The 22,503-nt window shown below is 65.9% G+C and carries 22 protein-coding genes; 16 read left to right on the top strand and 6 right to left on the bottom strand.

What is annotated here, in order from left to right:
* Window positions 1-19 precede the first annotated feature (19 nt).
* Window positions 20-265, top strand: coding sequence for a DUF1653 domain-containing protein (locus BLR24_RS20240; protein WP_093020142.1), 246 nt, complete (start codon window positions 20-22; stop codon window positions 263-265).
* 2 nt (window positions 266-267) lie between these two features.
* Here BLR24_RS20240 and BLR24_RS20235 read toward each other — a convergent pair whose 3' ends face one another.
* Both BLR24_RS20235 and purN read right to left on the bottom strand, forming a co-directional pair.
* On the bottom strand, window positions 268-594 hold the full coding sequence (locus BLR24_RS20235; RefSeq protein WP_093020140.1) for an I78 family peptidase inhibitor: 327 nt from the start codon (window positions 592-594) through the stop codon (window positions 268-270).
* 35 nt (window positions 595-629) lie between these two features.
* Entirely contained in the window at window positions 630-1,226 is a 597-nt protein-coding gene (gene purN / locus BLR24_RS20230; protein ID WP_093020138.1) for a phosphoribosylglycinamide formyltransferase, read from the bottom strand.
* 170 nt (window positions 1,227-1,396) lie between these two features.
* Between purN and BLR24_RS20225 the strand changes: the two genes are divergently transcribed.
* From BLR24_RS20225 to BLR24_RS20210, 4 genes are all read left to right on the top strand, one after another.
* Window positions 1,397-2,578 (top strand): acyl-CoA dehydrogenase family protein, encoded by a 1,182-nt coding sequence (locus BLR24_RS20225; protein WP_093020196.1) that lies wholly within the window; start codon window positions 1,397-1,399, stop codon window positions 2,576-2,578.
* Window positions 2,579-2,590: 12 nt separating this feature from the next.
* On the top strand, window positions 2,591-3,706 hold the full coding sequence (locus tag BLR24_RS20220) for an acyl-CoA dehydrogenase family protein (RefSeq protein ID WP_093020136.1): 1,116 nt from the start codon (window positions 2,591-2,593) through the stop codon (window positions 3,704-3,706).
* Window positions 3,707-3,789: 83 nt separating this feature from the next.
* Window positions 3,790-5,142, top strand: a complete 1,353-nt coding sequence (locus BLR24_RS20215; protein WP_093020134.1) for an alpha/beta fold hydrolase — start codon at window positions 3,790-3,792, stop codon at window positions 5,140-5,142.
* Between the two features lie 11 nt (window positions 5,143-5,153).
* Window positions 5,154-5,942 (top strand): enoyl-CoA hydratase, encoded by a 789-nt coding sequence (locus BLR24_RS20210; protein ID WP_093020132.1) that lies wholly within the window; start codon window positions 5,154-5,156, stop codon window positions 5,940-5,942.
* A 9-nt stretch (window positions 5,943-5,951) separates the two neighbouring features.
* Here the strand turns inward: BLR24_RS20210 and BLR24_RS20205 are convergent, their stop codons facing one another.
* Window positions 5,952-6,512 (bottom strand): HNH endonuclease, encoded by a 561-nt coding sequence (locus BLR24_RS20205; protein WP_055804374.1) that lies wholly within the window; start codon window positions 6,510-6,512, stop codon window positions 5,952-5,954.
* A gap of 166 nt (window positions 6,513-6,678) precedes the next feature.
* Here BLR24_RS20205 and BLR24_RS20200 point away from each other — a divergent pair, with 166 nt between their 5' ends.
* From BLR24_RS20200 to BLR24_RS20155, 10 genes are all read left to right on the top strand, one after another.
* Window positions 6,679-7,716: a bifunctional riboflavin kinase/FAD synthetase gene (locus tag BLR24_RS20200; RefSeq protein WP_093020130.1), complete on the top strand. Its 1,038-nt coding sequence runs from the start codon at window positions 6,679-6,681 to the stop codon at window positions 7,714-7,716.
* Between the two features lie 121 nt (window positions 7,717-7,837).
* Entirely contained in the window at window positions 7,838-10,777 is a 2,940-nt protein-coding gene (gene ileS / locus BLR24_RS20195; protein WP_093020128.1) for an isoleucine--tRNA ligase, read from the top strand.
* Complete coding sequence (gene lspA, locus BLR24_RS20190; RefSeq protein ID WP_093020126.1) at window positions 10,777-11,289, top strand: signal peptidase II; 513 nt, start codon at window positions 10,777-10,779, stop codon at window positions 11,287-11,289. The genes ileS and lspA overlap by 1 nt, the downstream gene beginning before the upstream one ends.
* 173 nt (window positions 11,290-11,462) lie before the next feature.
* Window positions 11,463-12,461, top strand: coding sequence for a LacI family DNA-binding transcriptional regulator (locus BLR24_RS20185; RefSeq protein WP_093020124.1), 999 nt, complete (start codon window positions 11,463-11,465; stop codon window positions 12,459-12,461).
* A gap of 86 nt (window positions 12,462-12,547) precedes the next feature.
* The gene (locus tag BLR24_RS20180; RefSeq protein WP_254787464.1) at window positions 12,548-13,540 is read left to right on the top strand and encodes an ABC transporter substrate-binding protein; all 993 of its coding nucleotides are present in this window, start codon (window positions 12,548-12,550) and stop codon (window positions 13,538-13,540) included.
* Between the two features lie 294 nt (window positions 13,541-13,834).
* Window positions 13,835-14,656, top strand: a complete 822-nt coding sequence (locus BLR24_RS20175) for an ABC transporter permease (protein ID WP_093020120.1) — start codon at window positions 13,835-13,837, stop codon at window positions 14,654-14,656.
* A gap of 16 nt (window positions 14,657-14,672) precedes the next feature.
* Window positions 14,673-15,473, top strand: coding sequence for an ABC transporter permease (locus tag BLR24_RS20170; protein WP_093020118.1), 801 nt, complete (start codon window positions 14,673-14,675; stop codon window positions 15,471-15,473).
* Window positions 15,463-16,524, top strand: a complete 1,062-nt coding sequence (locus tag BLR24_RS20165; RefSeq protein ID WP_093020117.1) for an ABC transporter ATP-binding protein — start codon at window positions 15,463-15,465, stop codon at window positions 16,522-16,524. Before BLR24_RS20170 ends, BLR24_RS20165 begins: the two co-directional genes overlap by 11 nt.
* Complete coding sequence (locus tag BLR24_RS20160) at window positions 16,521-17,378, top strand: phosphodiesterase (protein ID WP_093020115.1); 858 nt, start codon at window positions 16,521-16,523, stop codon at window positions 17,376-17,378. Before BLR24_RS20165 ends, BLR24_RS20160 begins: the two co-directional genes overlap by 4 nt.
* 65 nt (window positions 17,379-17,443) lie before the next feature.
* Entirely contained in the window at window positions 17,444-19,105 is a 1,662-nt protein-coding gene (locus BLR24_RS20155) for a Na/Pi cotransporter family protein (RefSeq protein ID WP_093020113.1), read from the top strand.
* A 42-nt stretch (window positions 19,106-19,147) separates the two neighbouring features.
* On the opposite strand, the gene BLR24_RS20150 is transcribed toward BLR24_RS20155, so the two are convergent.
* Entirely contained in the window at window positions 19,148-19,555 is a 408-nt protein-coding gene (locus BLR24_RS20150; RefSeq protein ID WP_093020111.1) for a response regulator, read from the bottom strand.
* Between the two features lie 124 nt (window positions 19,556-19,679).
* Window positions 19,680-20,663: a quinone oxidoreductase family protein gene (locus BLR24_RS20145; RefSeq protein WP_093020194.1), complete on the bottom strand. Its 984-nt coding sequence runs from the start codon at window positions 20,661-20,663 to the stop codon at window positions 19,680-19,682.
* Window positions 20,664-20,765: 102 nt separating this feature from the next.
* Between BLR24_RS20145 and BLR24_RS20140 the strand changes: the two genes are divergently transcribed.
* Window positions 20,766-21,677 carry a DMT family transporter gene (locus tag BLR24_RS20140; protein WP_093020109.1) on the top strand — a complete coding sequence of 304 codons (912 nt, stop codon included), beginning with the start codon at window positions 20,766-20,768 and terminating at the stop codon, window positions 21,675-21,677.
* A 25-nt stretch (window positions 21,678-21,702) separates the two neighbouring features.
* On the opposite strand, the gene BLR24_RS20135 is transcribed toward BLR24_RS20140, so the two are convergent.
* Entirely contained in the window at window positions 21,703-22,497 is a 795-nt protein-coding gene (locus tag BLR24_RS20135) for an SDR family oxidoreductase (RefSeq protein WP_093020107.1), read from the bottom strand.
* Between the last annotated feature and the right edge of the window lie 6 nt (window positions 22,498-22,503).

The following is a 22,503-nucleotide window of genomic DNA, read 5'->3' as shown; positions in this document are numbered from 1 at the left end:
GTTTGAAAGAAGCAACGCCGTGAACGACAACGACCTGCCACCCCTGATAGAGACGCCTCCCGGCCGCTATCGCCACTACAAGGGCGGCGAATACGAGGTGCTGGGCACCGTGCGCCATAGCGAGACCCTGGAACCGATGACGCTCTACCGCGCGCTTTATGGCGCCCGGGGACTTTGGGTCCGCCCGGCCGCGATGTTCGGCGAAACCGTGGAGATCGAGGGAATTCGCCAATTGCGCTTCGCCCCGGTCCAGATTTCGGCGTAGTCTCAGCCGCAGCGCACGTCCGTCACCCGACCGCGCGCATCCACGTCGAGGTTGAGGCGTCCGCCGTTGAGTTCCATCGTGACCGCTTCGCCGGGCTTCAGTGCCCGCACCGTGCCCGCACCGGCGCGCACGCGGGCGGCGGCTTCGAGTTGCGGCGACAACGGCTGTCCGACAGCGAACCGCGCGCCATCCGCATTGCACTGGTACACCGGCTCGGTCGCCGCAGCGGATGCAGTTGCGGGTGCAGAGGTGGGTGCAGGGGCTGGCGCGGCGCAAGCCGCCAGCAGAACGGCGCTGGCGACCGTGGACAGTAGCGATTGGGTTTTCAATGGATGCTCCCGAAAACCCGCGAATATAAACAAATTTAACGTATGTGACTTGATGTATCGGCGAGCCATTCCGCAATGGCGCGTGGATACAACTGATGCTCTTGCGCGAGCACCCGGCCGGCCAGCGTGGCCGCGGTGTCGTCTGGCAGCACCGGCACCACCGCCTGGGCCAGGATCGGGCCATGGTCGAGCTCGGTGGTCACCTGGTGCACCGTGACGCCGGCCACCTTGCAGCCGGCGTCGATCGCCCGCTGGTGCGTGTTCAGCCCCGGAAAGGCAGGCAGCAGCGAAGGATGGATATTGACCAGGCGGCCGAAATAGCGGCCGACGAAGGCGGGCGTCAGGATGCGCATGAAGCCTGCCAGTACCACCAGCGCGGGCGAATGTGCATCGACGACCTTCGCCAGCGCCTCGTCGAAGGCGTCGCGGCTCGGATAGTCCTTGTGCGGGACCACGGCGGTGTCGATGCCGTGCGACTTGGCGATGGCAAGCCCGCCTGCCTCCGCCTTATTGCTGATGACTGCGGCAATGCGCGCACCGAAGCGCTCGGACCAGCGGTCGCGCTCGGCGGCGCGCACGATGGCCGCCATGTTGGAGCCGCCGCCGGAGATCAGGATCACGATGTTCTTCATGGGAGGCCGGGATTATCCGTGCCCCGCCTCGCGCGCCCGAAAAAGGACCGAGGGTCACTTGTCGCCGCGCGGACACCGTTCCACAGCACGACCGTGCTAAAACTCCGAATTCCGGAGACAAGCCGCTTTTCGCCGCGATGGCGGCGACCGATCAACACAGCGAGGCACGCATGGATTTGAGCTTCACGCCCGAAGAACAGAAGTTCCGCGAAGAAATTCGCGCCTGGGTCAAACAGAACCTTCCCAACGAGATTTCGCACAAGGTGCACAACGCGCTCGAACTGACGCGCGACGATTTGCAGAACTGGGCCAAGATCCTTGGCAAGAAGGGTTGGCTAGGCTACGGCTGGCCCACGGAATTCGGCGGCCCGGGCTGGACCGCCATCCAGCGCCATCTGTTCGAGGAAGAAACCGCCCTTGCCGGCGCGCCGCGCATCATCCCGTTCGGCCCCGTGATGGTCGCACCGGTGATCATGGCCTTCGGCAATGCCGAGCAGCAAAAGCGCTTTCTCCCTGGCATCGCAAGCGGCGAAGTCTGGTGGAGCCAGGGCTACAGCGAGCCGGGTTCGGGCTCCGACCTGGCTTCGGTCAAGACCAAGGCCGAGCGCAAAGGCGACAAGTACATCGTCAACGGCCAGAAGACCTGGACTACGCTGGGGCAGTACGGGGACTGGATGTTCAACCTCGTGCGCACCAGCAACGAGGGCAAGCCCCAGACCGGCATCAGCTTTCTGCTGCTCGACATGAAGTCGCACGGCGTCACGGTGCGGCCCATCAAGCTGCTGGACGGCAGCCATGAAGTGAATGAGGTGTTCTTCGATAACGTCGAAGTGCCTGCCGAAAACCTGATCGGTGAAGAGAACAAGGGCTGGACCTACGCCAAGCACCTGCTCTCGCACGAGCGCACCAACATCGCCGACGTGAACCGCGCCAAGCGCGAACTCGAGCGCCTGAAGCGCATCGCCAAGAGCGAAGGCGTGTACGACGACCAGCGTTTCCGCGACGAGATCGCCAAGCTCGAAGTCGACATCGTCGCGCTCGAAATGATGGTGCTGCGCGTGCTCTCGGCCGCCACCTCGGGCAAGAACTCGCTCGACGTCGCGGGCCTGCTCAAGATCCGCGGCAGCGAAATCCAGCAGCGCTACAGCGAACTGATGATGCTGGCCGGCGGCGCCTATTCCCTGCCCCTCATCCGCGAAGCGATGGAAGCCGGCTGGCAAGGCGACTTCCCCGGCGGCAATCCGGCCCTTGCGCCGCTCGCGTCGACCTTCTTCAACATGCGCAAGACCACCATCTACGGCGGCTCGAACGAAGTGCAGCGAAACATCGTTGCTCAAACCGTTCTCGGCTGAGGAGACAAGAACATGGATTTCAATTTCTCGGACGACCAGGAACAATTGCGCGACGCCGTTCGCAAGTGGGTCGACAAGGGCTATGACTTCGAGCGCCGCCGCGGCATCGAGGCCAATGGCGGCTTCTCGCGCGAGGCTTGGGACGATCTGGCCGAGCTCGGCCTGGGCGGCCTCTACATCGCCGAAGACGATGGCGGCCTGGGCATGGGCCCGGTGGCGGGCATGGTCGTGATGGAAGAACTGGGCCGCGGCATCGTGCTGGAGCCCTTCGCGCAGACGCTGATTGCCGGCGCGGTGCTCAGCGGCTATGTCGGCGAGGACATCAAGGACAACTGGCTGCCGCGCATTGCGGGCGGCCAGGCCATCGTGGTGCTGGCCTACCAGGAGCGCAAGGCGCGCTATCGGCTCGACCGCTGCGAGGCCAAGGCCGTGAAGTCCGGCGACAAGTGGTCGCTGACCGGCGCCAAGAGCGTGGTGCCTGTGGGCGATGAAGCTGATGCCTACATCGTGCCCGCCCAAGCCGACGGCAAGATCGCCCTCTTCCTGATCGAACGCAGCGCCAGCGGTGTCGAAGCCCGCGGCTACGGCACGCAGGACGGCAGCCGCGCGGCCGAGGTCGTTTTCGACAAGGCAGACGCCACGCTGATCACCGCGGACGGACTGACTGCGCTCGAGTACGCGGTCGATGTGGGCATTGCGGCCACCTGCGCCGAGGCGGTTGGCGTGATGGACAAGACCGTGGCCCTCACAGTCGACTACATGAACCAGCGCAAGCAGTTTGGCGTAGTCATCTCCACCTTCCAGGCGCTGCGCCATCGCGTGGCCGACATGAAGATGCAGCTCGAACTCGCGCGCTCGATGAGCTACTACGCTACGCTCAAGCTCAACGCACCGGCCGAGGAGCGACGTCAGGCCCTGTCGCGCGCCAAGTACCAGCTTGGCGTGTCGATGCGCTATGTCGCTGCCAACTCGGTGCAGCTGCACGGCGGCATCGGCGTGACAGACGAATACATCGGCAGCCACTATTTCCGCAAGCTCACGCAGCTTGAGATGACCTTCGGCGACTCGCTGCACCACCTGGGCGAAGTGTCGGCCCGCATGCAGGACACCGCCGGCGTCTTCGCCTGACGATGTTTTACCCATAGCATCCAACGCCCGCCCGCTTTGCGCCGGCGGGCGTTTTTACTTGGAACCCAGCCAGGAACAAAAACATGCCATCACGCCGCACCCTTCTTGCCCTCGGGCTCGCATCGACCGCCATGCTGACCGCTTGCGCCACCGCGCCCTCGCCCTCCTTCACCGAGCGTCCGCCGATTGTTTTCATGCATGGCAACGGCGACTCGGCCGCGCTCTGGCAGACCACGATCTGGCGTTTCGAATCGAACGGCTGGCCGCGCAACCGGCTCTTTGCCGTCGACCAGCCCTACCCGCTGGCGCGCGACGACGACACCGTGGCGCAGCCAGGCCGCAGCTCGACGACCGACTCGGCCGTCTTCCTGAATGCGGAGGTCGACAAGGTGCTGAAGGCCACGGGCGCCAACAAGGTGGTGCTGATCGGCAACTCGCGTGGCGGCAACACCATCCGCAACTACGTGCAGAACGGCGGCGGCGCGGATGCGGTGAGCCACGTGGTGCTGGGCGGCAATCCGGCGCACGGTATCTGGGTGGTGAAGGGCTTTCGCGAGAACAACGAGTTCTCGGGGCTCTCTGGCTTCATGCAGCAGCTCAATGCGCCCAAGGGTCCGAATGGCGAAGAGGTCACGCCGGGCGTGAAGTGGCTCACACTGCGCTCCGACAACAACGATAAATATGCACAGCCCGACGGGCTGTGGATCGGCGTGCCGGGCCAGCCTACGAACATCGGCTTTGACGGGCCGGCGCTGAAGGGGGCGACGAATGTCGTGCTGCCGCGAGTGGACCATCGCGAGACCTCGTTCTCCCCCGCCGCGTTCGCGGCGACATGGCAATTCCTGACGGGCGAGCCGCCCCGCAGCACGGCGATTGCGGCCGACGCGAACGTCGTGCTCGACGGCCGCGCAATCGGTGCGGAAAACCTGTCGCTGAATGGCGGCCAGGTCACCGTCTATGCCATCGACCACGCCACGGGTGCGCGGCGCGGCAACGCCGTGCACAGCAAGAACGTCGGCGCGGACGGCCGATGGGGCCCTTTCAGCGCGCGCGGGGACACGGCCTACGAGTTCGTTCTCAACGCGCCGGGCTATGGCATCACCCACATCTACCGCAGCGCATTTCCACGCAGCAGCGGTTCGGTGAACCTGCGCCCCGAGCGCATCACGCCCGCCGATGCCACTGCCCAGGCGGTCGTCGTCTTCACGCGCCCTCGCGGCTATTTCGACGCGCAGCGCGACAGCATGCGTCTCGACGGCCAGAGCCCCCCGGCCGGCGTGCCGCCCAAGGGTTCCGGCGTGTCGAGTTCCAGGTTGCGCCTTGCCGCCGCGGAGCCCCAGCGCGCGGTGACCGGTGAATTCAACAGCGAACGCATCACCGGCCTGACCTGGCCCGCCGCGCAGCAGCACGTGACGGTGCTCGAGCTGACCTACTGAGGGCAACGGACATGAACGATGCGGCCTCCCCCTTCGTGCTGAAGGCGCGCGATGCGCGCGGCGTGGTCACGCTCACGCTGAACCGCTCAGCCTCGTTCAACGCGCTATCGGAGGGCATGCTTGACGCGCTCGAGCAAGCCATCGGAGACATCGCGGCGGACGAGAGCGTGCGCGCGGTCGTCATCGCGGCAGCGGGCAAGGCTTTCTGCGCGGGCCACGACCTGAAGGAAATGCGCACGGAGCCCTCGCTCGGCTACTACCAGCGGCTCTTCGAACGCTGCGGCGCGATGATGCTGTCGATCCAGCGCCTTGCCGTGCCGGTGATTGCGCGCGTGCACGGCATCGCGACGGCCGCGGGCTGCCAGCTGGTCGCGGTGTGCGACCTGGCGGTGGCCTCGAGCGAGGCGCGCTTCGCGGTCAGCGGCGTGAACGTGGGCCTTTTCTGTTCCACGCCGAGCGTCACGCTCTCGCGCAACCTCGGGCGCAAGCAGGCTTTCGAGATGCTGGTGACGGGCGAGTTCATCAGTGCAGAGGAGGCCCGCGAAAAGGGCCTGATTAACCGGGTGGCCTCGCCCGCCGAGCTCGACGCCGAGGTCGAGGCGCTGGTCGCCAGCATCGTTGCCAAGCCGCGCCAGGCGCTGGCGCTCGGCAAGGCTCTCTTCTACCGCCAGCTCGAAACCGGCATCGAAGCCGCGCTGGCCGATGCGAGCCAGACCATGGCCTGCAACATGATGGACGAGAGCGCGCTCGAAGGCATCCAGGCCTTCATCGAGAAGCGCTCGCCGGACTGGAAGCGCTGAGCGAGCAAGTTAGCTGTCGTGCAGCCGCGAGCTCTGCGGCAGATGCGCCATCAAGAATTCCATCTGGTCCGCCAGGATGCGGCGGTTTCGCAAAATGAAATCTTCCCAGAGGCTGGGCACATAGGGCGCATACAGGAGCGGCATGTTCGCCTGCTCGGGCGTGCGGCTGCTCTTGCGGTGGTTGCATGGCTTGCAGGCCGTGACCACGTTCATCCAGGTGTCGATGCCCTTTTGCGCGAACGGAATGATGTGCTCGCGCGTGAGCTCGTCTTCGTGGAAATGCCCGCCGCAATAGGCGCACACATTGCGGTCGCGCGCAAAGAGCTTGCTGTTGGTGAGGCCCGGGCGTTGCGTGAAAGGGTTGATGCGCGGCACGCCCTTGGTGCCGATGATGCTGTTGATCGCAATCTGCGATTGCTCGCCCGTGATGGCGTTGTGGCCGCCACGGAACACAGCCACCTGCGCGCCCACCTCCCAGCGGACCTCGTCCGCTGCATAGTGGATGACCGCCTGTTCGAGCGATATCCATGACTGGGGCAGCCCTTGGGCCGACAGCTTCAAGACCTTCACCACACGCCTCCTCAAAAAGGGAAGAATCACGGAAAGACCAGGGACACGGAGCGCGCCGGAGACCACTTCAAGCAACGCACTGAGTCACAATATACCGGCTTTGTGACAAAACGGCCTGATTCGCCCATTCGACGGGCGCGAGGCGCTATCAAAAAGATATTCACCCATGCAGGTTTTCCGCGGCTTCCGGCACCCGGGCGTGGCTCCCGCCTGCGCCCTCACCATTGGCAATTTCGACGGCGTTCACCGTGGCCACCAGGCCATGCTGGCGCTGCTGCAGACCGAAGCGCGCCACCGCGGGCTGCCCAGCTGCGTGCTCACCTTCGAGCCCCACCCGCGCGACTATTTCGCCGCGGCCACCAAGAAACCCGACGTGGCGCCGGCCCGCATTGGCACGCTGCGCGACAAGCTGACCGAACTCGCGGCCTGCGGCGTGGCCCAGACCATCGTGCTGCCCTTCGACGGCCGGCTGGCGTCCCAGTCGCCTGAACAATTTATCCAGAACGTGCTGATCGAGGGGCTGGGCGCGCGCTATGTGCTGGTGGGCGACGACTTCCGCTTCGGCGCCAAGCGGGCCGGCGACTACGCCATGCTCGACGAGGCCGGCGATGCGCACGGTTTCGACGTGGCCCGCATGAACAGCTACGAGGTGCATGGCTTGCGCGTTTCCAGCTCGGCCGTGCGCGATGCCCTGGCCGAGGGCCGCATGGCCGACGCCCAGCATCTGCTCGGCCGGCCCTACACGATCTCGGGCCACGTGGTCCATGGCCGCAAGCTCGGCCGCGCGCTGGGCGCCTCGGCCCCCGGCAAGGACGACGGGTTTCGCACCCTCAACATGCGCTTCAAGCACTGGAAGCCGGCGGCCAGCGGCATCTTCGCGGTACTGGTGCACGGCCTGGCCGACCAGCCGCTGCCCGGCGTGGCCAACCTCGGCGTGCGCCCCTCGCTGGACGCCAACGACGTCAACGCGGGTCGGGTATTGCTGGAGACGCATTGCCTGGAGTGGCCCTCGCATCTGGGAGCCGAAGGGGCCTACGGTAAAATCGCCCGCGTGGAACTCCTGCACAAACTGCACGACGAATTGCGCTACACCAGCCTCGAGGCCCTTACTGCGGGCATCGCGAAGGATGGGCGCGACGCGCGCGCGTTCTTTGCATCGACCCACGCCGAAACCCATCGCCAGACGACGCGCGACCGAATTTAGCCCTGCACGCACCGTGCTGCCGCCCTTCGACAAGCTCAGGGCGAACGGCTTTTCTTCCGCACCGACCGCTCAATGCAGTTCGGGCTGAGCCTGTCGAAGCCCCTCTGTTTCGCACCCCAACATGTCTGACGCCGCTTCCCCCACCGACTACCGTTCCACGCTGAACCTGCCCGACACCCCCTTCCCGATGCGCGGCGACCTGCCCAAGCGCGAACCGGGCTGGGTGAAGGAATGGAACGACGAAGGCCGCTACCACCGCCTTCGCGACGCCCGCCACGGCGCGCCCAAGTTCATCCTTCACGACGGCCCGCCGTACGCCAATGGGCAGATCCACATGGGTCACGCGGTGAACAAGATCCTGAAGGACATGATCACCAAGGCGCGCCAGCTCGAGGGCTACGACGCGCTTTACGTGCCGGGCTGGGACTGCCACGGCCTGCCGATCGAGAACGCCATCGAAAAGCAATACGGCCGCAACCTGAGCCGCGACGAGATGCAGGCCAAGAGCCGCGCCTACGCCACGGAGCAGATCGCGCAGCAGTTGCTCGACTTCCAGCGCCTGGGCGTGCTCGGCGAATGGGACCATCCGTACAAGACGATGGATTTTGCGAACGAAGCCGGCGAGCTGCGGGCCTTCAAGCGCGTGATCGAGCGCGGCTTTGTGTACCGCGGCCTGAAGCCGGTGTACTGGTGCTTCGACTGCGGCTCGTCGCTGGCCGAGTTCGAAATCGAATACGCCGACAAGAAGAGCCAGACCCTCGACGTGGCCTTCAAGGCGCACGAGCGCGATAAGGTGCTCAAGGCCTTCGAGACCGACCACACGATCCTCGGCGACATCTTTGCCGTGATCTGGACCACCACCGCGTGGACCATCCCGGCCAACCAGGCGATCAACCTGAACCCGGAGATCGAATACTCGCTGGTCGACACCGAGCGCGGCCTCTTGATCCTCGCCAACTCGCTGGTCGAAATGTGCATGACGCGCTATGCGCTCGACGGCAAGGTGCTGGCCACGGTCAAGGGCGAGAAGCTCGGCGGCCTGGAGTTCGAGCATCCGCTGTACGACGTTGACGCTGGCTTCAAGCGCCTGTCGCCGGTGTACCTGGCCGACTACGCCACTGCCACCGACGGCACGGGCCTGGTCCACTCCTCGCCCGCCTACGGCGTGGACGACTTCAACTCCTGCATCGCGCATGGCGTGTCCTACGACGACATCCTGAACCCCGTGCAGGGCAACGGCAGCTACGCGCCCGACTTTCCGCTCTTCGGCGGGCAGAACATCTGGAAGGCGGTGCCGGTCATCATCTCGGCACTGCGCGATGCCAACCGTCTGCTCACCACCGAGACCATCACGCACAGCTACCCACACTGCTGGCGCCACAAGACGCCGGTGATCTACCGCGCCGCGGCGCAGTGGTTCGTCCGCATGGACGAAGGCGAAGGCGTGTTCACCAAGGACAAGGCGCCCAAGTCGCTGCGCCAGACCGCGCTCGAAGCCATCGAGCAGACGAGCTTCTATCCGGAGAACGGCAAGGCGCGGCTGCACGACATGATTGCCAACCGGCCCGACTGGTGCATCAGCCGCCAGCGCAGCTGGGGCGTGCCGATCCCGTTCTTCCTGCACAAGGACTCGGGCGAGCTGCATCCGCGCACGATGGAAATCCTCGACCAGGCCGCGGACATCGTCGAGAAGGGCGGCATCGAGGCCTGGAGCCGCGTCACGACCGAAGAAATCCTGGGCACCGAAGACGCGCCGCACTACACCAAGAGCACCGACATCCTCGAGGTGTGGTTCGACTCGGGTTCGACGTTCCATCACGTGCTGCGCGGCACACACCCCAACGTGCATCACGAGACGGGGCCTGAAGCCGACCTGTATCTGGAGGGCCATGACCAGCATCGCGGCTGGTTCCACTCGTCGCTTTTGATCGCCTGTGCGCTGGAAGACCGCGCGCCGTACCGGGGCCTGCTCACGCACGGCTTCACGGTGGATGCCAAGGGCATCAAGATGAGCAAGTCGCTCAAGAACGGCATCGACCCGCAGGAAATCAGCAGCAAGCTGGGCGCTGAGATCATCCGCCTCTGGGTGGCCGCAAGCGACTACTCGGGCGACATCGCGGGCGACGACAAGATCCTGGCGCGTGTGGTCGACTCGTATCGCCGCATCCGCAACACGCTGCGCTTCCTGCTGGCCAACACCAGCGACTTCGACATCGCGAAGGACGCGGTGCCACTCGACCAGCTGCTCGAGATCGACCGCTATGCGCTTGCGCGCGCCGCGCAGTTCCAGGCCGAGATCCTGGCGCACTACAAGGTGTACGAGTTCCATCCGGTGGTGGCCAAGCTGCAGATCTACTGCTCGGAAGACCTGGGCGGCTTCTACCTCGACATCCTGAAGGACCGGCTCTACACCACGGCGCCGGGCTCGCTCGCCCGCCGCAGCGCGCAGACGGCGCTCTGGCACATCTCGCAAGCCATGCTGCGCTGGATGGCGCCGTTCCTGAGCTTCACGGCCGAAGAGGCATGGAAGTTCGTGAGCACGGCCAAACCGGGCGAGTCGATCTTCGCGCAGACGTACAGCGAGTTCGCGGCGCCTGACGAAGCGCTGCTCGCGAAATGGGAGCGCATCCGCTCCTTGCGCGACGAGGTCAACAAGAAGCTCGAACTGCTCCGCCAGGATGGAGGCCTGGGCTCATCGTTGCAAGCTGAAGTCGTGGTCTATGCGGACAGCCAATACCTCGACGACCTGACATCCCTCGGCACCGATCTCAAGTTCGTGCTGATCACGTCGTCGGCCCAGGCCGTCGACGCGAACGGCGCACAAGCCAGCGGCGAGATCGCCAAACTGGGCCTGGTCAAGATCGAGAAGACAAAGGTGGGCGAGGCGCCGGACCATCCTCCAGGCCAGCTGTTTGTGCAGGCAACGAAAAGCGCGCAAGAGAAGTGCGATCGCTGCTGGCACTACCGCGACGACGTGGGCCACGACCCCGCGCATCCGACGATCTGCGGCCGTTGCACGAGCAACCTGTTCGGCGCCGGCGAATCGCGGAGCTTTGCCTGATGGCGGCCGCACGCACCATGTCGGCATCGCGTTCCCGCAGCGGCAGCATCTGGCCCTGGCTTGGGCTGGCGGCGATCATCCTGATCATCGACCAGTTCACCAAGACGCTGATCCTGGGCTACTACAAGCTCGGGGACGCAACCTACGTGACGAGCTTCTTCAACGTGGTTCGCGCCCACAACACGGGCGCCGCGTTCTCGTTCCTGGCCGACCACTCGGGATGGCAGCGCTGGTTTTTCACGGCCATTGGCGTGGCGGCTGCGGTGTTCATCGTGTGGATGCTGAAGTCGCACGCGGGGCAGAAGCTGTTCTCGTTCTCGATGGCCTGCATCCTGGGCGGTGCCATCGGCAACGTGATCGACCGGATGATGCACGGCTACGTCGTGGATTTCCTGAGCTTCCACGCTGGCAACTGGTACTTCCCGGCGTTCAATGCGGCGGACAGTGCGATCACGCTGGGCGCAATCTGCCTGATCCTGGACGAGATCCGGCGGGTTCGGCGGGGGAAGTAGCGCGCCCGGTGCGGGCTGGTTGAGGCGTTAAGGCCGTCGGCCCTCACCCCCGCCCTCTCCCAGAGGGAGAGGGAGTAAGACAAAGACGCCAGGGTTTTTCCCGGCTTTCATGGCCTGTCATAGCGGGGTCATACTGCCGCGGTGCAATGTAATCGTTTACATAGCACCGCACGATGAGCATTCAATCCGTCGCAGCCAAGGCCGGGGTTTCCGTGGCCACCGTGTCGCGGGCGTTCAACTTCCCCGACAAGGTCACGCCAGCCACACGTGAGTTGGTGGAACGCGCAGCGCGCGAGCTCCACTATGTGCCCAACGCCAGCGCGCGCACCTTGCGCACACAGCGCAGCCGCGCATTGGGCGTGGTGCTTCCGACGCTGCTGAACCCAACCTTCGCAGAGTGCCTGCAGGGCATTGCGGGCGCAGCCATTGCCGGCGGCTACGCGATCATTCCCATCACTACAGGCTACCAACTCGACGAAGAAGAACGCGCGGTCCACCTGCTGCTCGCCGGCAATGTCGACGGGTTGATCCTCGTGGTGTCCAACCCCTCCACTTCGGCCGCGCTCGCTCGGCTGCGCAATACCGGCACGCCCTATGTGCTGGCCTACAACCGGCATGCCGATCATCCGTGCGTGACCGTCGATGGCGAGGCGGCCGTGGCAGATGCCGTGGCGCGGCTGGTGCTGCTCGGCCATCGGCGCATCGCGATGGTCAGCGGCACGCTCGCGGCATCCGACCGCGCGCAGCAACGCTATCGCGGCTATCAGAAAGGCATGGCCGACGCAGGGCTCGATGCGCCGGCGCTCATCGAAGTGCCGTTTGTCGAAAGCGCAGTCGATATGCTCGCGCAGCTGCTGCAAGCCAAGGCCCGGCCGACCGCGCTGGTCTGCTCGAACGACCTGCTCGCCATTCGCAGCATCCGGGCCGCGCACCTGAGCCGCCTCGACGTACCGGGCGATCTCAGCGTGGTCGGCTTCGACGGCATTGCGCTCGGCGAAGACCTGACGCCGGCGCTCACCACTATCGCACAACCCAACAGCGAAATCGGCCGCCGCAGCGTCGAGCTGCTGGTTCAGGCGATGGCCGGCGGTGCCGCGCTGCAGGCCGAAGCAAGCCTGTTGCTGCCCTGTTTCTTTCGTGATGGCGAGTCGTGCGCGACCGCCGCAATTTGATCTCTTTCGTTCTCCGCCACATCCAACCAAGGAGCTCTTCCATGATGTTGTCCTTCCGGTCCTTCCGGTCCTTCCGCTTTTCCCGCATGGCCCGCCTCGCGCTGCTCGCCACCACACTCGCCGCCGGCGGCACCGCCATGGCCCAGACCGCCATCTGCTACAACTGCCCCACCGAGTGGGCCGACTGGGGCACGCAGCTCAAGGCCATCAAGGCCAAGACCGGCATCACCGTGCCGGCCGACAACAAGAACTCGGGCCAGTCGCTCGCGCAACTCGTGGCCGAAAAAGGCAGCCCCGTGGCCGACGTCACCTATCTGGGCGTGACCTTCGCGGTGCAGGCGCAGAAAGAAGGCGTGGTCGAGCCCTACAAGCCGGCCGCGTGGAAAGACATTCCCGACGGCCTGAAGGACCCGGCCGGCAACTGGTTCACCATCCACTCCGGCACGCTCGGCTTCATGGTCAACGTCGATGCGCTCAAGGGCAAGCCGGTCCCGAAGTCGTGGGCCGACCTCCTCAAGCCCGAGTACAAGGGCCTCATCGGCTATCTCGATCCAGCCTCGGCCTTTGTCGGCTACGTGGGTGCGGTGGCGGTGAACGAAGCGCGCGGCGGCACGCTCGACAACTTCGGCCCGGCCATCGACTACTTCAAGGTGCTGCAGAAGAACGAGCCGATCGTGCCCAAGCAGACCTCCTACGCGCGCGTGCTGTCGGGCGAAATCGCGATCCTGCTCGACTACGACTTCAACGCCTACCGCGCCAAATACAAGGACAAGGCCAACGTCGCCTTCGTTATTCCGAGCGAAGGCACGCTGGCCGTGCCCTACGTGATGAGCCTCGTCGCCAAGGCGCCGCATGCGGCCGAAGGCAAGAAGGTGCTCGACTTCGTGCTGTCCGACGAAGGCCAGGCGATCTGGGCCAAGGCTTACCTGCGACCGGTGCGCGCTCGTGCGATGCCGAAGGATATCGAGGCGCAGTTCCTGCCGGCCAGCGAATACGCGCGTGCCAAGAGCGTCGACTACGCGCGCATGGCCGAGGCGCAACGGGCGTTCTCTGATCGGTATCTCAAGGAAGTGCGCTGAGGTGTCTTGTTCAGGGCGCGCTCCCGCCGACGGGGTACCTTTCTCCGCGAATGTCCCCCGGCCTGCGGCCTCCTCCTTTATTTCGCTGCGCAAGGCACCCCGCCAGCGGGTGCGTTGCAAAGAGCGGTGGTTGATCAGCGATACACCACGAGCGTGCCCCAGTGCACAGGGCATCGGGTACTCCCCGCAGCGAAATAAAGGAGGAGCCGAAGGCGGGGGACATTCGCGGAGGGGAGTGCCCGGTGCCCTTTGCACCCGCCCTGAACAACAGCGCCTCAAACACAAGCAGCTGAAATGAAACCCGCCAACGCCTGGAACCCACGCTGGCGCCTGCTAGCCTGCGCAGCACCTGCGGCCGTGTTCTTCGCGGCCTTCTGGCTGCTGCCAGTGGTGCGCCTCGTCACGCTGCCGGCAACCAAAGGCTGGAGCACGTACTTCGCAGTGCTCACCGACTCGCGCTACCTGCAGAGCATGGCCAACACCGTGGCCCTTTCAGTGGCCGTGACACTCGCTACGCTGGTGCTCGGCGCGGCCGTTGGTATCTATCTCGCGCGCCATGCCTTCACCGGCAAGCGCATGCTGCTGTCGCTCCTCACGCTGCCTCTGTCCTTTCCTGGCGTGATCATCGGCTTCTTCGTAATCCTGCTCGGCGGCAGGCAAGGGCTGGTGGCCGACATCGGCGACAACCTGTTCGGCGAGCGCATCACCTTTGCCTATGGCATGCTCGGACTGTTCCTGGCCTATTTGTACTTCTCGCTGCCGCGCGCCATCGCCACCTACGCCGCAGCGGCCGAGGCCATGAACGTGCAGCTCGAAGAAGCCGCGCGCTCGCTCGGCGCCTCGCGCCTGCGCGTGGCGCGCGACGTGTGGATGCCAGAACTCGCGCCCACCACGCTCGCCTGCGGCGCGATCCTGTTCGCCACCTCGATGGGCGCCTTCGGCACTGCCTTCACGCTCGCCAGCAAGTTCGAGGTGATTCCGATCACCATCTACAACGAGTTCACCAACTACGCCAACTTCGCGCTCGCTGCGTCGCTGTCGATTGCGCTCGGCCTCGTGACCTGGCTGGTGCTGTTCGCGGCTCGGCGCTTCGGCGCCAATCCGGTCACGCGCTGAGGGAAAGAAACGCTTCATGCGAAAGAACATGCAACCCAAGGCGCCCTTCCTCCTGGCCGTGACCGTGCTGGTGAGCCTCTTCATGATCGCGCCGATGCTGCTGTCGGTGATGGCGGGCCTCGTCAACAATTACAGCGCGGGCCTGAAGAGCGGACTCACGCTGCGCTGGCTCGGCGAGGTGTGGGAGAACTACGGCGGCACCGTCGGCTGGTCGCTTGCACTCGCGCTGGCCTGCGTGGTCGGCACCGTGCTGCTGGGCGTGCCCTGCGCCTACGCGCTGGCGCGCAGCCGTTCACGCGCTGCGCACATCTTCGAAGAGCTGCTGACACTGCCCGTCGCGGTGCCGGGCCTCGCGACCGCACTGGCGCTGATCCTCGCCTACGGCCAACTCACCGCCTTCCGCCAGAGCTTCGCCTTCATTCTCGTGGGGCACATGGTGTTCACGCTGCCGTTCATGGTGCGCACGGTGAGTTCGGCTTTCCAGCGCGACGACCTACTCGCGCTCGAGGAAGCGGCCCGCTCGCTGGGCGCGAACTTCCGCCAGCGCTTCATGGGCATCCTGGTGCCCGCCGTGTTCCCGGCCATCGTGGCCGGCAGCCTGATGGTGTTCACGCTGTCGGTGGGCGAGTTCAACCTCACCTGGATGCTGCACACGCCGCTCACGCGCACCCTGCCCGTGGGGCTGGCCGACAGCTATGCGTCGATGCGCATCGAGATCGGATCGGCCTACACGCTGATCTTTTTCGCCGTGATCCTCCCGGTACTGTGGGGACTGCAGTACCTTGCCAACCTGATGCAAAGACGCCATGGAACTTGAACGCATTCCAATCGACATCTCGCGCTGCGCCAAGACCTATGCGGATGGCACGCGCGGCCTGCTGCCGACCGATTTGCACGTGGAGGCCGGAGAAGTGCTCGCGCTGCTCGGACCGTCGGGCTGCGGCAAGACCACGCTGCTGCGGCTGATCGCGGGGCTCGAAGCACCCGACGAAGGCAGCCGCATCGTGTTCGGCGGCCAGGACGTCACCGACCGGCCGGTGGAGCACCGCGGCGTGGGCATGGTGTTCCAGAGCTACGCGCTTTTTCCGCAGATGACGGTGGCGGCCAACATCGGCTATGGCCTGCGTATCCGCGGCGTGGCGCCGGAAGAAGAAAAGCGAGCGGTCGGCGAACTGGTCGACCTGACGCGGCTCGGCGGCCTGGAGAACAAGCGCCCCGCCGAGCTCTCGGGCGGCCAGCGGCAACGCGTGGCGCTGGCGCGCGCCGTCGCCGTGCGCCCGCGCGTGCTGCTGCTGGACGAGCCGTTGGCCGCGCTCGACGCCAAGCTCAAGGAGTCGCTGCGCGACGAGCTCGCCGAACTGCTGCGCCGGCTGCACATCACGGCCATCCATGTCACGCACGACCAGCAGGAGGCACTGGCCATTGCCGACCGGCTGGCAGTGATGAGCGCCGGGCGCATCGTGCAGATCGGCCGCGGCGAGGAGCTGTACCGTGCGCCTGCGCACCCCTTCGTGGCGGAGTTCCTAGGCCGGGTCAACCGGCTGGAACGCGAGGCCGACGCCATCGCGCAAGGCATTGTCCGACTCGGCGGAAGCACCCTGCCTTGCCCACCCGCCTGGCAGAGCCATGCGATGCTTCTGGTCCGACCTGAAGACGTCGAAGTGAGCGCGCCGCGGCCTGACTGGGGTGCGGCCACGGTCGAACGCCGCATCTTCCTCGGCGACCGCGTTCAGCTGCAGCTGCGCCTGCGGGACCAGCCCTTGCTGGTGGCCGATGTGGGACGCGACACGCCGTTCGGGCCGGGCGACCCGGTGGGACTTCGCATCCAGCCCGACCGCCTGATGACGTCGCAGGAGACCAGCGTATGACGACAACGACAGAAGACAGCACTTTCCTGGTCCAGCTCACCGACCTGCACATCCGCGAGCCGGGCCGCCTGGCCTATGGCCGCATCGACACCGCGCCCTACCTGGAGCGCGCGGTCCAGTCGGTGCTGCGGCTGCCGCAGCGACCCGACGCCGTCGTGATCACCGGCGACCTGAGTGACTTCGGCCGCGCCGCCGAATACGAGCACTTGGCGCGCCTCTTGGCTCCGCTGCCGATGCCCATCTATCTGATGCCCGGCAACCATGACGATCGCGACCAGCTGCGCCGCAGCTTTCCGGGCCACGCCTACCTGGCGCCGGGCGTGGGCACGGCCGGCTTCGTCCAGTATTCAGTTCGCGTGGGCGCGCTGCGACTGCTCACGCTGGACACCTGCGTGCCGGGTGCGAGCCACGGCACCCTGTGCGAAGAGCGCCTGGGCTGGCTAGAACAACAGCTCGACGCCAGCCGCGGCGAGCCCGTCGTCATCGCCATGCACCACCCGCCTTTCCGGACGCTGATCGGCCACATGGACGAGATCGGCCTGCTGCAGGGCGCCGAGGCACTGGAAGCGCTGGTCGCGCGGCACGGAAACGTCGAGCGCGTGATCTGCGGCCACCTGCACCGTGCCATCGACGTGCGCTTTGGCGGCACCATCGCATCGACCTCGCCCGCGCCTGCGCATCAGGTATGCCTGGACCTGTCGCCCGACGCGCCCTCGGCCTGGACGCTGGAGCCGCCTGGCTTCAGGGTCCACGCCTGGTCCGCACAAAACCGAAGACTTGTGACCCATTTAGCGGCTTCCGGCACATTCGAAGGCCCTTTTCCCTTCCATGACAACGGCGCACTGATCGACTGAGCCCATAGATGTGGAAAATGGGGCTGAAAAACGAACCGAAACGAAAAGGATAGAAACCACCCCCCATGAAGCATCTCCTGAACCTGCTGGCCGCCGTTGCATTGCTGGTGTGGGGCACGCACCTCGTGCGCACGGGCGTGCTGCGCGTGTTCGGCGCCAACTTGCGCAAGATCCTGGTGCAGAGCATGCGCAACCGGTTCACGGCCGCGCTTTCGGGCATCGGCGTCACGGCCCTGGTGCAGTCGAGCACCGCCACCTCGCTGATGACCTCGTCCTTCGTGGGGCAGGGGCTGGTCACCCTGCCCGCGGCATTGGCGGTGATGCGGGGCGCCGATGTGGGCACGGCCCTCATTGCGGTTCTGTTCTCGGCCGACCTGTCCTGGCTTTCGCCCATGTTCATCTTCGTGGGCGTGGTGCTGTTCATTTCCCGCTCGGCCAGCATGGCGGGCCGGGTGGGTCGGGTGCTCATCGGGCTGGGCCTGATGCTGTTGGCGCTGCAGCTGGTGGTGGAAGCCACCGAACCCCTGTTCTCCGCGCCGGCCATGCGTACCTTGCTGGCCTCGCTCACCAGCGACGTGCTGCTCGAAATCACCATCGGCGCCGCGCTGGCCATCATGGCGTATTCCAGCTTGGCCGTGGTGCTGCTGGTAGCGGCCATGGCCAGTTCCAACGTGGTGCCTCTGGACGTCGCGCTCGGGCTGGTGCTGGGCGCCAACCTCGGGAGCGGCCTGCTGGCGGTGCTGACCACGGCCAAGTCGGCCGTGTCGGTGCGGCAGGTCACGGTGGGCAACCTGCTTTTCAAGGCGTTGGGGGTTGCGATCGTCACGCCATTCGTCGGGCTCTGGTTGCGCTATGTGCAGCCGCACGTGCCGAATGCAACCCACGGCGTGGTGCTGTTCCACCTGGCGTTCAACGTGGTCATCAGCGTGGGTTTCATCGGCCTCACGCAATGGGTGGCCAAGCTGGTCACGAGGATGCTGCCGGTGTCGCAGCAGCCGGCCACGTCCACGCGGCCGCACCACCTCGATCCGTCGGCGCTCTCGACGCCTTCGCTCGCCATTTCGAATGCCGCGCGCGAGGCGCTGCATCAGGCCGACGTGGTGGAGACCATGCTCATCGGCACGCTCGACGTGATCCGCCACAACGACCTGCGCCTGTCGCAGGAGCTGCGGCAGCTCGACGACACGGTGGACGAGCTCTACTCGGCCATCAAGTACTACATGACTCGCATCTCGCGCGAGGCGCTGGGCGAGGAAGAAAGCCGGCGCTGGACCGACATCATCAGCTTCACCATCAACATGGAGCAGATCGGCGACATCATCGAGCGCGTGATCATCGACATCGAGGACAAGAAGATCAAGCCGCAGCGCAACTTCTCCGAAGCGGGCATGGCGGAAATCGTCGAGCTGCATGGGCGGCTGGTCGCCAACCTGCGGCTGAGCATGAGCGTCTTTCTCAACGGCAACGTGCGCGATGCGCAGAAGCTGCTGCAGGAAAAAGCCCGCTTTCGCGACCTCGAGCGGGCCTATGCCACCACCCACCTGGACCGGCTCTCCGATCGCACCACGCTGAGCATCGAAACCAGCTCGCTGCACATCGACCTGATCAGCGACCTGAAGCGGATCAATTCGCACATCTGCTCCATCGCCTACCCTATCCTGGAGACGGCGGGCGCGCTGGCACCAAGCCGGCTGCGCGAATCGCGGCTGGGGAAAATAGAAGGCTGATTCTTCCAATGGCGTGCGAGGGGCCCGCGCCGCGCTCTGCCCTCAGAGCGGCGAAGGCGACGAGGCCACGAACTGCTCCTGCCGGCGGCGCAGGCAGAAGTCGATCAGGTCATCGATCTCGGTGGCCTTGTCGAACACTGCATCGGCGCCAAGTTGCATGCACTTGTGGCGCGTCTCGGGCGTCAGGTGGTTACTGAGCACCACCATTTTCTGCGTGGGCTCGCGATTGCGGCAGGCCTCGAGCACGCTGAAGCCCGTGCCGTCCTTCAGGAACAGGTCGACGACGGCCAAGTCCCACTGCGACAGATTGCTGGTGAGCCAGCGTATGCCTTCGAGTTCCGATTCCGCCTGGCCCACGGGATCGACCCGGGCCACGTCGCGCAACGTGCCGGCCAGCGCCTCGCGGATGCTGGGGTTGTCCTCGACGATGAAGGTTCTGACAGTGTCCATGGCGCCGGCCTTCCCGAACTTTGTTGAAGGCTACAAAGTGCGCTTTGTGCAAGACGAAGGCATGACACCCCAGCAAGGGTAGGACAAGGCTGGCCCGCTGCCGGGCATGCCAGCCTTGCACGGCTCAGAGCGTGAGGATGGTGCAGCCGGTGGTCTTGCGCGCTTCCAGGTCGCGGTGCGCCTGTTGAACGTCGGCCAGTGCATAGCGCTGGTCGATCGGTATCTTCACCGCGCCGCTCTGCACCACGGCAAACAGGTCATCTGCCATGGCCTGGGTGCTTTCGCGGGTAGCGATGTGCGTGAACAGCGTGGGCCGCGTCACGTAGAGGGAGCCCTTGGAGGCCAACGTGCCGAGGCTGATCGGCGGCACGGGGCCCGAGCCGTTGCCGAACACAGCCAGAAGGCCGAACGGGCGCAGGCACTCGATGGAGCCTTCCCAGGTGTCCTTGCCCACCGAGTCGTAGGCCACCTTGACGCCCTTGCCGCCGGTGATCTCCTTCACGCGGGCCGCGAAGTTCTCGGTGCTGTAGTTGATGGCATGCGCCGCGCCGTGGTCGAGCGCGAGCTTGCACTTGGCATCGCTGCCCGCGGTGCCGATCAGCTGCAGGCCCAGCGCCTTGGCCCACTGGCACGCGATCAGGCCGACTCCGCCGGCCGCCGCGTGAAACAGGATGAAGTCGCCGGGCTGCAGGCCTTCCACCGGCAGCGTCTTCTTCAGCAGGTATTGCGTGGTCAGGCCCTTGAGCATCATGGCCGCACCGATCTCGAAGGAGATGGCGTCGGGCAGCTTGCACACGGTCTTGGCCGGCATCACGCGCAGCTCGCTGTAGGCGCCGGGCGGCTGGCTCGCATAGGCGGCGCGGTCGCCGGCCTTGAGGTGCGCCACGCCCTCGCCCACGGCCTCGACCACGCCCGAGGCTTCCATGCCCAGCTGCAGCGGCATCTGGAACGGGTAGAGGCCGCTGCGCTGGTAGGTGTCGATGAAATTCAGGCCCACGGCCTTGTGGCGGATGCGGATTTCGCCCGGGCCGGGCTCGCCGACTTCCACGTCGACGATCTTCAGTTCTTCGGGACCACCATGGCGGTCGATACGGACGGCTTTGCTCATCATTTTGCAGTCTCCAGGCACGCGGAAAAAAGAAGAAGCGCATCCTGCCACGTTTGCCCTTGCCGCGGCGGCAGAGGGCAATGCCCGGTAGAGTCGGCGGCCATGCAGACCCAGCAGCAGCATCGCCTCACGCCTTCCACCGTCCTCCTGCTCACCGTGCCGCCGCTGCTGTGGGCCGGGAATGCCGTGGTCGGCCGGCTGGTGCGCGACCTGGTGTCTCCGCTCACGCTGAACTTCGTGCGCTGGGTCATCGCCTTTGCGCTGCTGATGCCGCTCGCATGGCCGGTGCTGCGGCCAACCAGCCCCTTGTGGGCGCACTGGAAGCGCTACGCCGTTCTCGGGCTGCTCGGCATCGGCTGCTACAACGCGTTTCAATACCTGGCGCTGCAGACCTCCACGCCGATCAACGTCACGCTGGTGGGCTCCAGCGTGCCGCTGTGGATGCTCGCAACAGGCGCCATCTTCTTCGGTGCCCGCGTCAGCGTGCGCGAGATCTGGGGCTCCCTGCTCTCGATGCTCGGCGTGCTGCTGGTGCTGGGCCGCGGCGATTGGGGGCAGCTGCTCGCGCTGCGGCTGGTGCCGGGCGACCTTTACATGATCCTGGGCACCATCGCCTGGGCCTTCTACAGCTGGATGCTGGCGCGCACGCGCGAGCCACAAGGCGTGCGACAAGACTGGGCCGCGTTCCTGATGGCGCAGCTGGTGTTCGGCCTCGCGTGGTCCGGCGTGTTCGCGGCCGGGGAATGGACGCTGACCGACGCCCGCATCGTGCCCGGCTGGCCGCTGTTCGCGGCGCTGGCCTTCATCGGCATCGGCCCCGCGGTCCTGGCCTACCGCTGCTGGGGCAGCGGCGTGCAGCATGCCGGGCCGCAGGCGGCGAGCTTCTTCATGAACCTCACGCCACTGTTCGCCGCGCTGCTGTCCGCGGCCTTTCTGGGCGAGCCGCCGCACTGGTACCACGGCGCGGCATTCGCGCTCATCGTCGGCGGGATCGTGGTCTCTTCACGGCGCTGATTCACTAGCTCCCCTGCGGGCGAGCTCAGTAAGTGCCGGGGTAGGCGCCACCGTCGGCCAGTATGTTCTGCCCGGTCATGTAGCCCGCCTGCATGCTGCATAGAAACGCGCAAATGGCGCCGAACTCGGACGGCGTACCGAAGCGCCTGGCGGGAATGTTCTTCTTGCGGGCTTCCCACACAGTGTCGAAATCCTGGCCGGTCTTCTGGGCCGCGCCGGCCATGGTGCCCTTGAGGCGGTCGGTGTCGAAGGAGCCGGGCAGCAGGTTGTTGATGGTCACGCCCTGCGCCGCGATGGGCGTGCGCGCAACGCCTGCCACGAAGCCGGTGAGGCCGCTGCGCGCGCCGTTGGAAAGGCCCAGGATGTCGATCGGCGACTTCACCGAGCTTGAAGTGATGTTGACGATGCGCCCGAAGCCGCGCTTGGCCATGCCGTCGACCGTGGCCTTGATCAGCTCGATGGGCGTGAGCATGTTGGCATCGACCGCCTTGATCCAGGCTTCACGGTCCCAGTTGCGAAAATCGCCGGGTGGCGGACCGCCGGCGTTGGTGACGACGATGTCGAAGTCATGGCCCAGTGCGAACACCGCGGCGCGGCCGGCCTCGGTGGTGATGTCCGCGGCCACGTGCTTGACGAAGGGCGTTGGCGAACCGGCGGCCGCGACGGCCAGCTTCTTCGCTGCCGCTCCCAGCGCCTCGGCGCCGCGCGCCACGATGACCACGTTCACGCCTTCGCGCACCAGCGCGTCGGCGCAGCCGTAGCCCAGTCCCTTGCTTGCGCCGCACACCAGCGCGGTCTTGCCTGCAATGCCCAGATCCATGTTGTT

It is taken from the genome of Variovorax sp. OV700, from assembly GCF_900099805.1.
Lineage (GTDB): Bacteria > Pseudomonadota > Gammaproteobacteria > Burkholderiales > Burkholderiaceae_C > Variovorax.
The sequence above is the reverse complement of the archived record's forward strand: the minus strand, read 5'-3'. Positions and strand labels throughout refer to the sequence as shown.

Excerpts from the sequence above, each read along its gene's own strand:
- BLR24_RS20185 (WP_093020124.1), top strand. The coding sequence starts at position 11,463 with ATGAGCATTCAATCCGTCGCAGCCAAGGCCGGGGTTTCCGTGGCCACC.
- ileS (WP_093020128.1), top strand. The coding sequence starts at position 7,838 with ATGTCTGACGCCGCTTCCCCCACCGACTACCGTTCCACGCTGAACCTG.
- BLR24_RS20170 (WP_093020118.1), top strand. The coding sequence starts at position 14,673 with ATGCGAAAGAACATGCAACCCAAGGCGCCCTTCCTCCTGGCCGTGACC.
- BLR24_RS20200 (WP_093020130.1), top strand. The coding sequence starts at position 6,679 with ATGCAGGTTTTCCGCGGCTTCCGGCACCCGGGCGTGGCTCCCGCCTGC.
- BLR24_RS20180 (WP_254787464.1), top strand. The coding sequence starts at position 12,548 with ATGGCCCGCCTCGCGCTGCTCGCCACCACACTCGCCGCCGGCGGCACC.
- BLR24_RS20145 (WP_093020194.1), bottom strand. The coding sequence starts at position 20,663 with ATGAGCAAAGCCGTCCGTATCGACCGCCATGGTGGTCCCGAAGAACTG.
- BLR24_RS20210 (WP_093020132.1), top strand. The coding sequence starts at position 5,154 with ATGAACGATGCGGCCTCCCCCTTCGTGCTGAAGGCGCGCGATGCGCGC.
- BLR24_RS20160 (WP_093020115.1), top strand. The coding sequence starts at position 16,521 with ATGACGACAACGACAGAAGACAGCACTTTCCTGGTCCAGCTCACCGAC.
- BLR24_RS20175 (WP_093020120.1), top strand. The coding sequence starts at position 13,835 with ATGAAACCCGCCAACGCCTGGAACCCACGCTGGCGCCTGCTAGCCTGC.
- BLR24_RS20165 (WP_093020117.1), top strand. The coding sequence starts at position 15,463 with ATGGAACTTGAACGCATTCCAATCGACATCTCGCGCTGCGCCAAGACC.
- BLR24_RS20215 (WP_093020134.1), top strand. The coding sequence starts at position 3,790 with ATGCCATCACGCCGCACCCTTCTTGCCCTCGGGCTCGCATCGACCGCC.
- BLR24_RS20140 (WP_093020109.1), top strand. The coding sequence starts at position 20,766 with ATGCAGACCCAGCAGCAGCATCGCCTCACGCCTTCCACCGTCCTCCTG.
- lspA (WP_093020126.1), top strand. The coding sequence starts at position 10,777 with ATGGCGGCCGCACGCACCATGTCGGCATCGCGTTCCCGCAGCGGCAGC.
- BLR24_RS20225 (WP_093020196.1), top strand. The coding sequence starts at position 1,397 with ATGGATTTGAGCTTCACGCCCGAAGAACAGAAGTTCCGCGAAGAAATT.
- BLR24_RS20220 (WP_093020136.1), top strand. The coding sequence starts at position 2,591 with ATGGATTTCAATTTCTCGGACGACCAGGAACAATTGCGCGACGCCGTT.
- BLR24_RS20135 (WP_093020107.1), bottom strand. The coding sequence starts at position 22,497 with ATGGATCTGGGCATTGCAGGCAAGACCGCGCTGGTGTGCGGCGCAAGC.
- BLR24_RS20150 (WP_093020111.1), bottom strand. The coding sequence starts at position 19,555 with ATGGACACTGTCAGAACCTTCATCGTCGAGGACAACCCCAGCATCCGC.
- purN (WP_093020138.1), bottom strand. The coding sequence starts at position 1,226 with ATGAAGAACATCGTGATCCTGATCTCCGGCGGCGGCTCCAACATGGCG.
- BLR24_RS20155 (WP_093020113.1), top strand. The coding sequence starts at position 17,444 with ATGAAGCATCTCCTGAACCTGCTGGCCGCCGTTGCATTGCTGGTGTGG.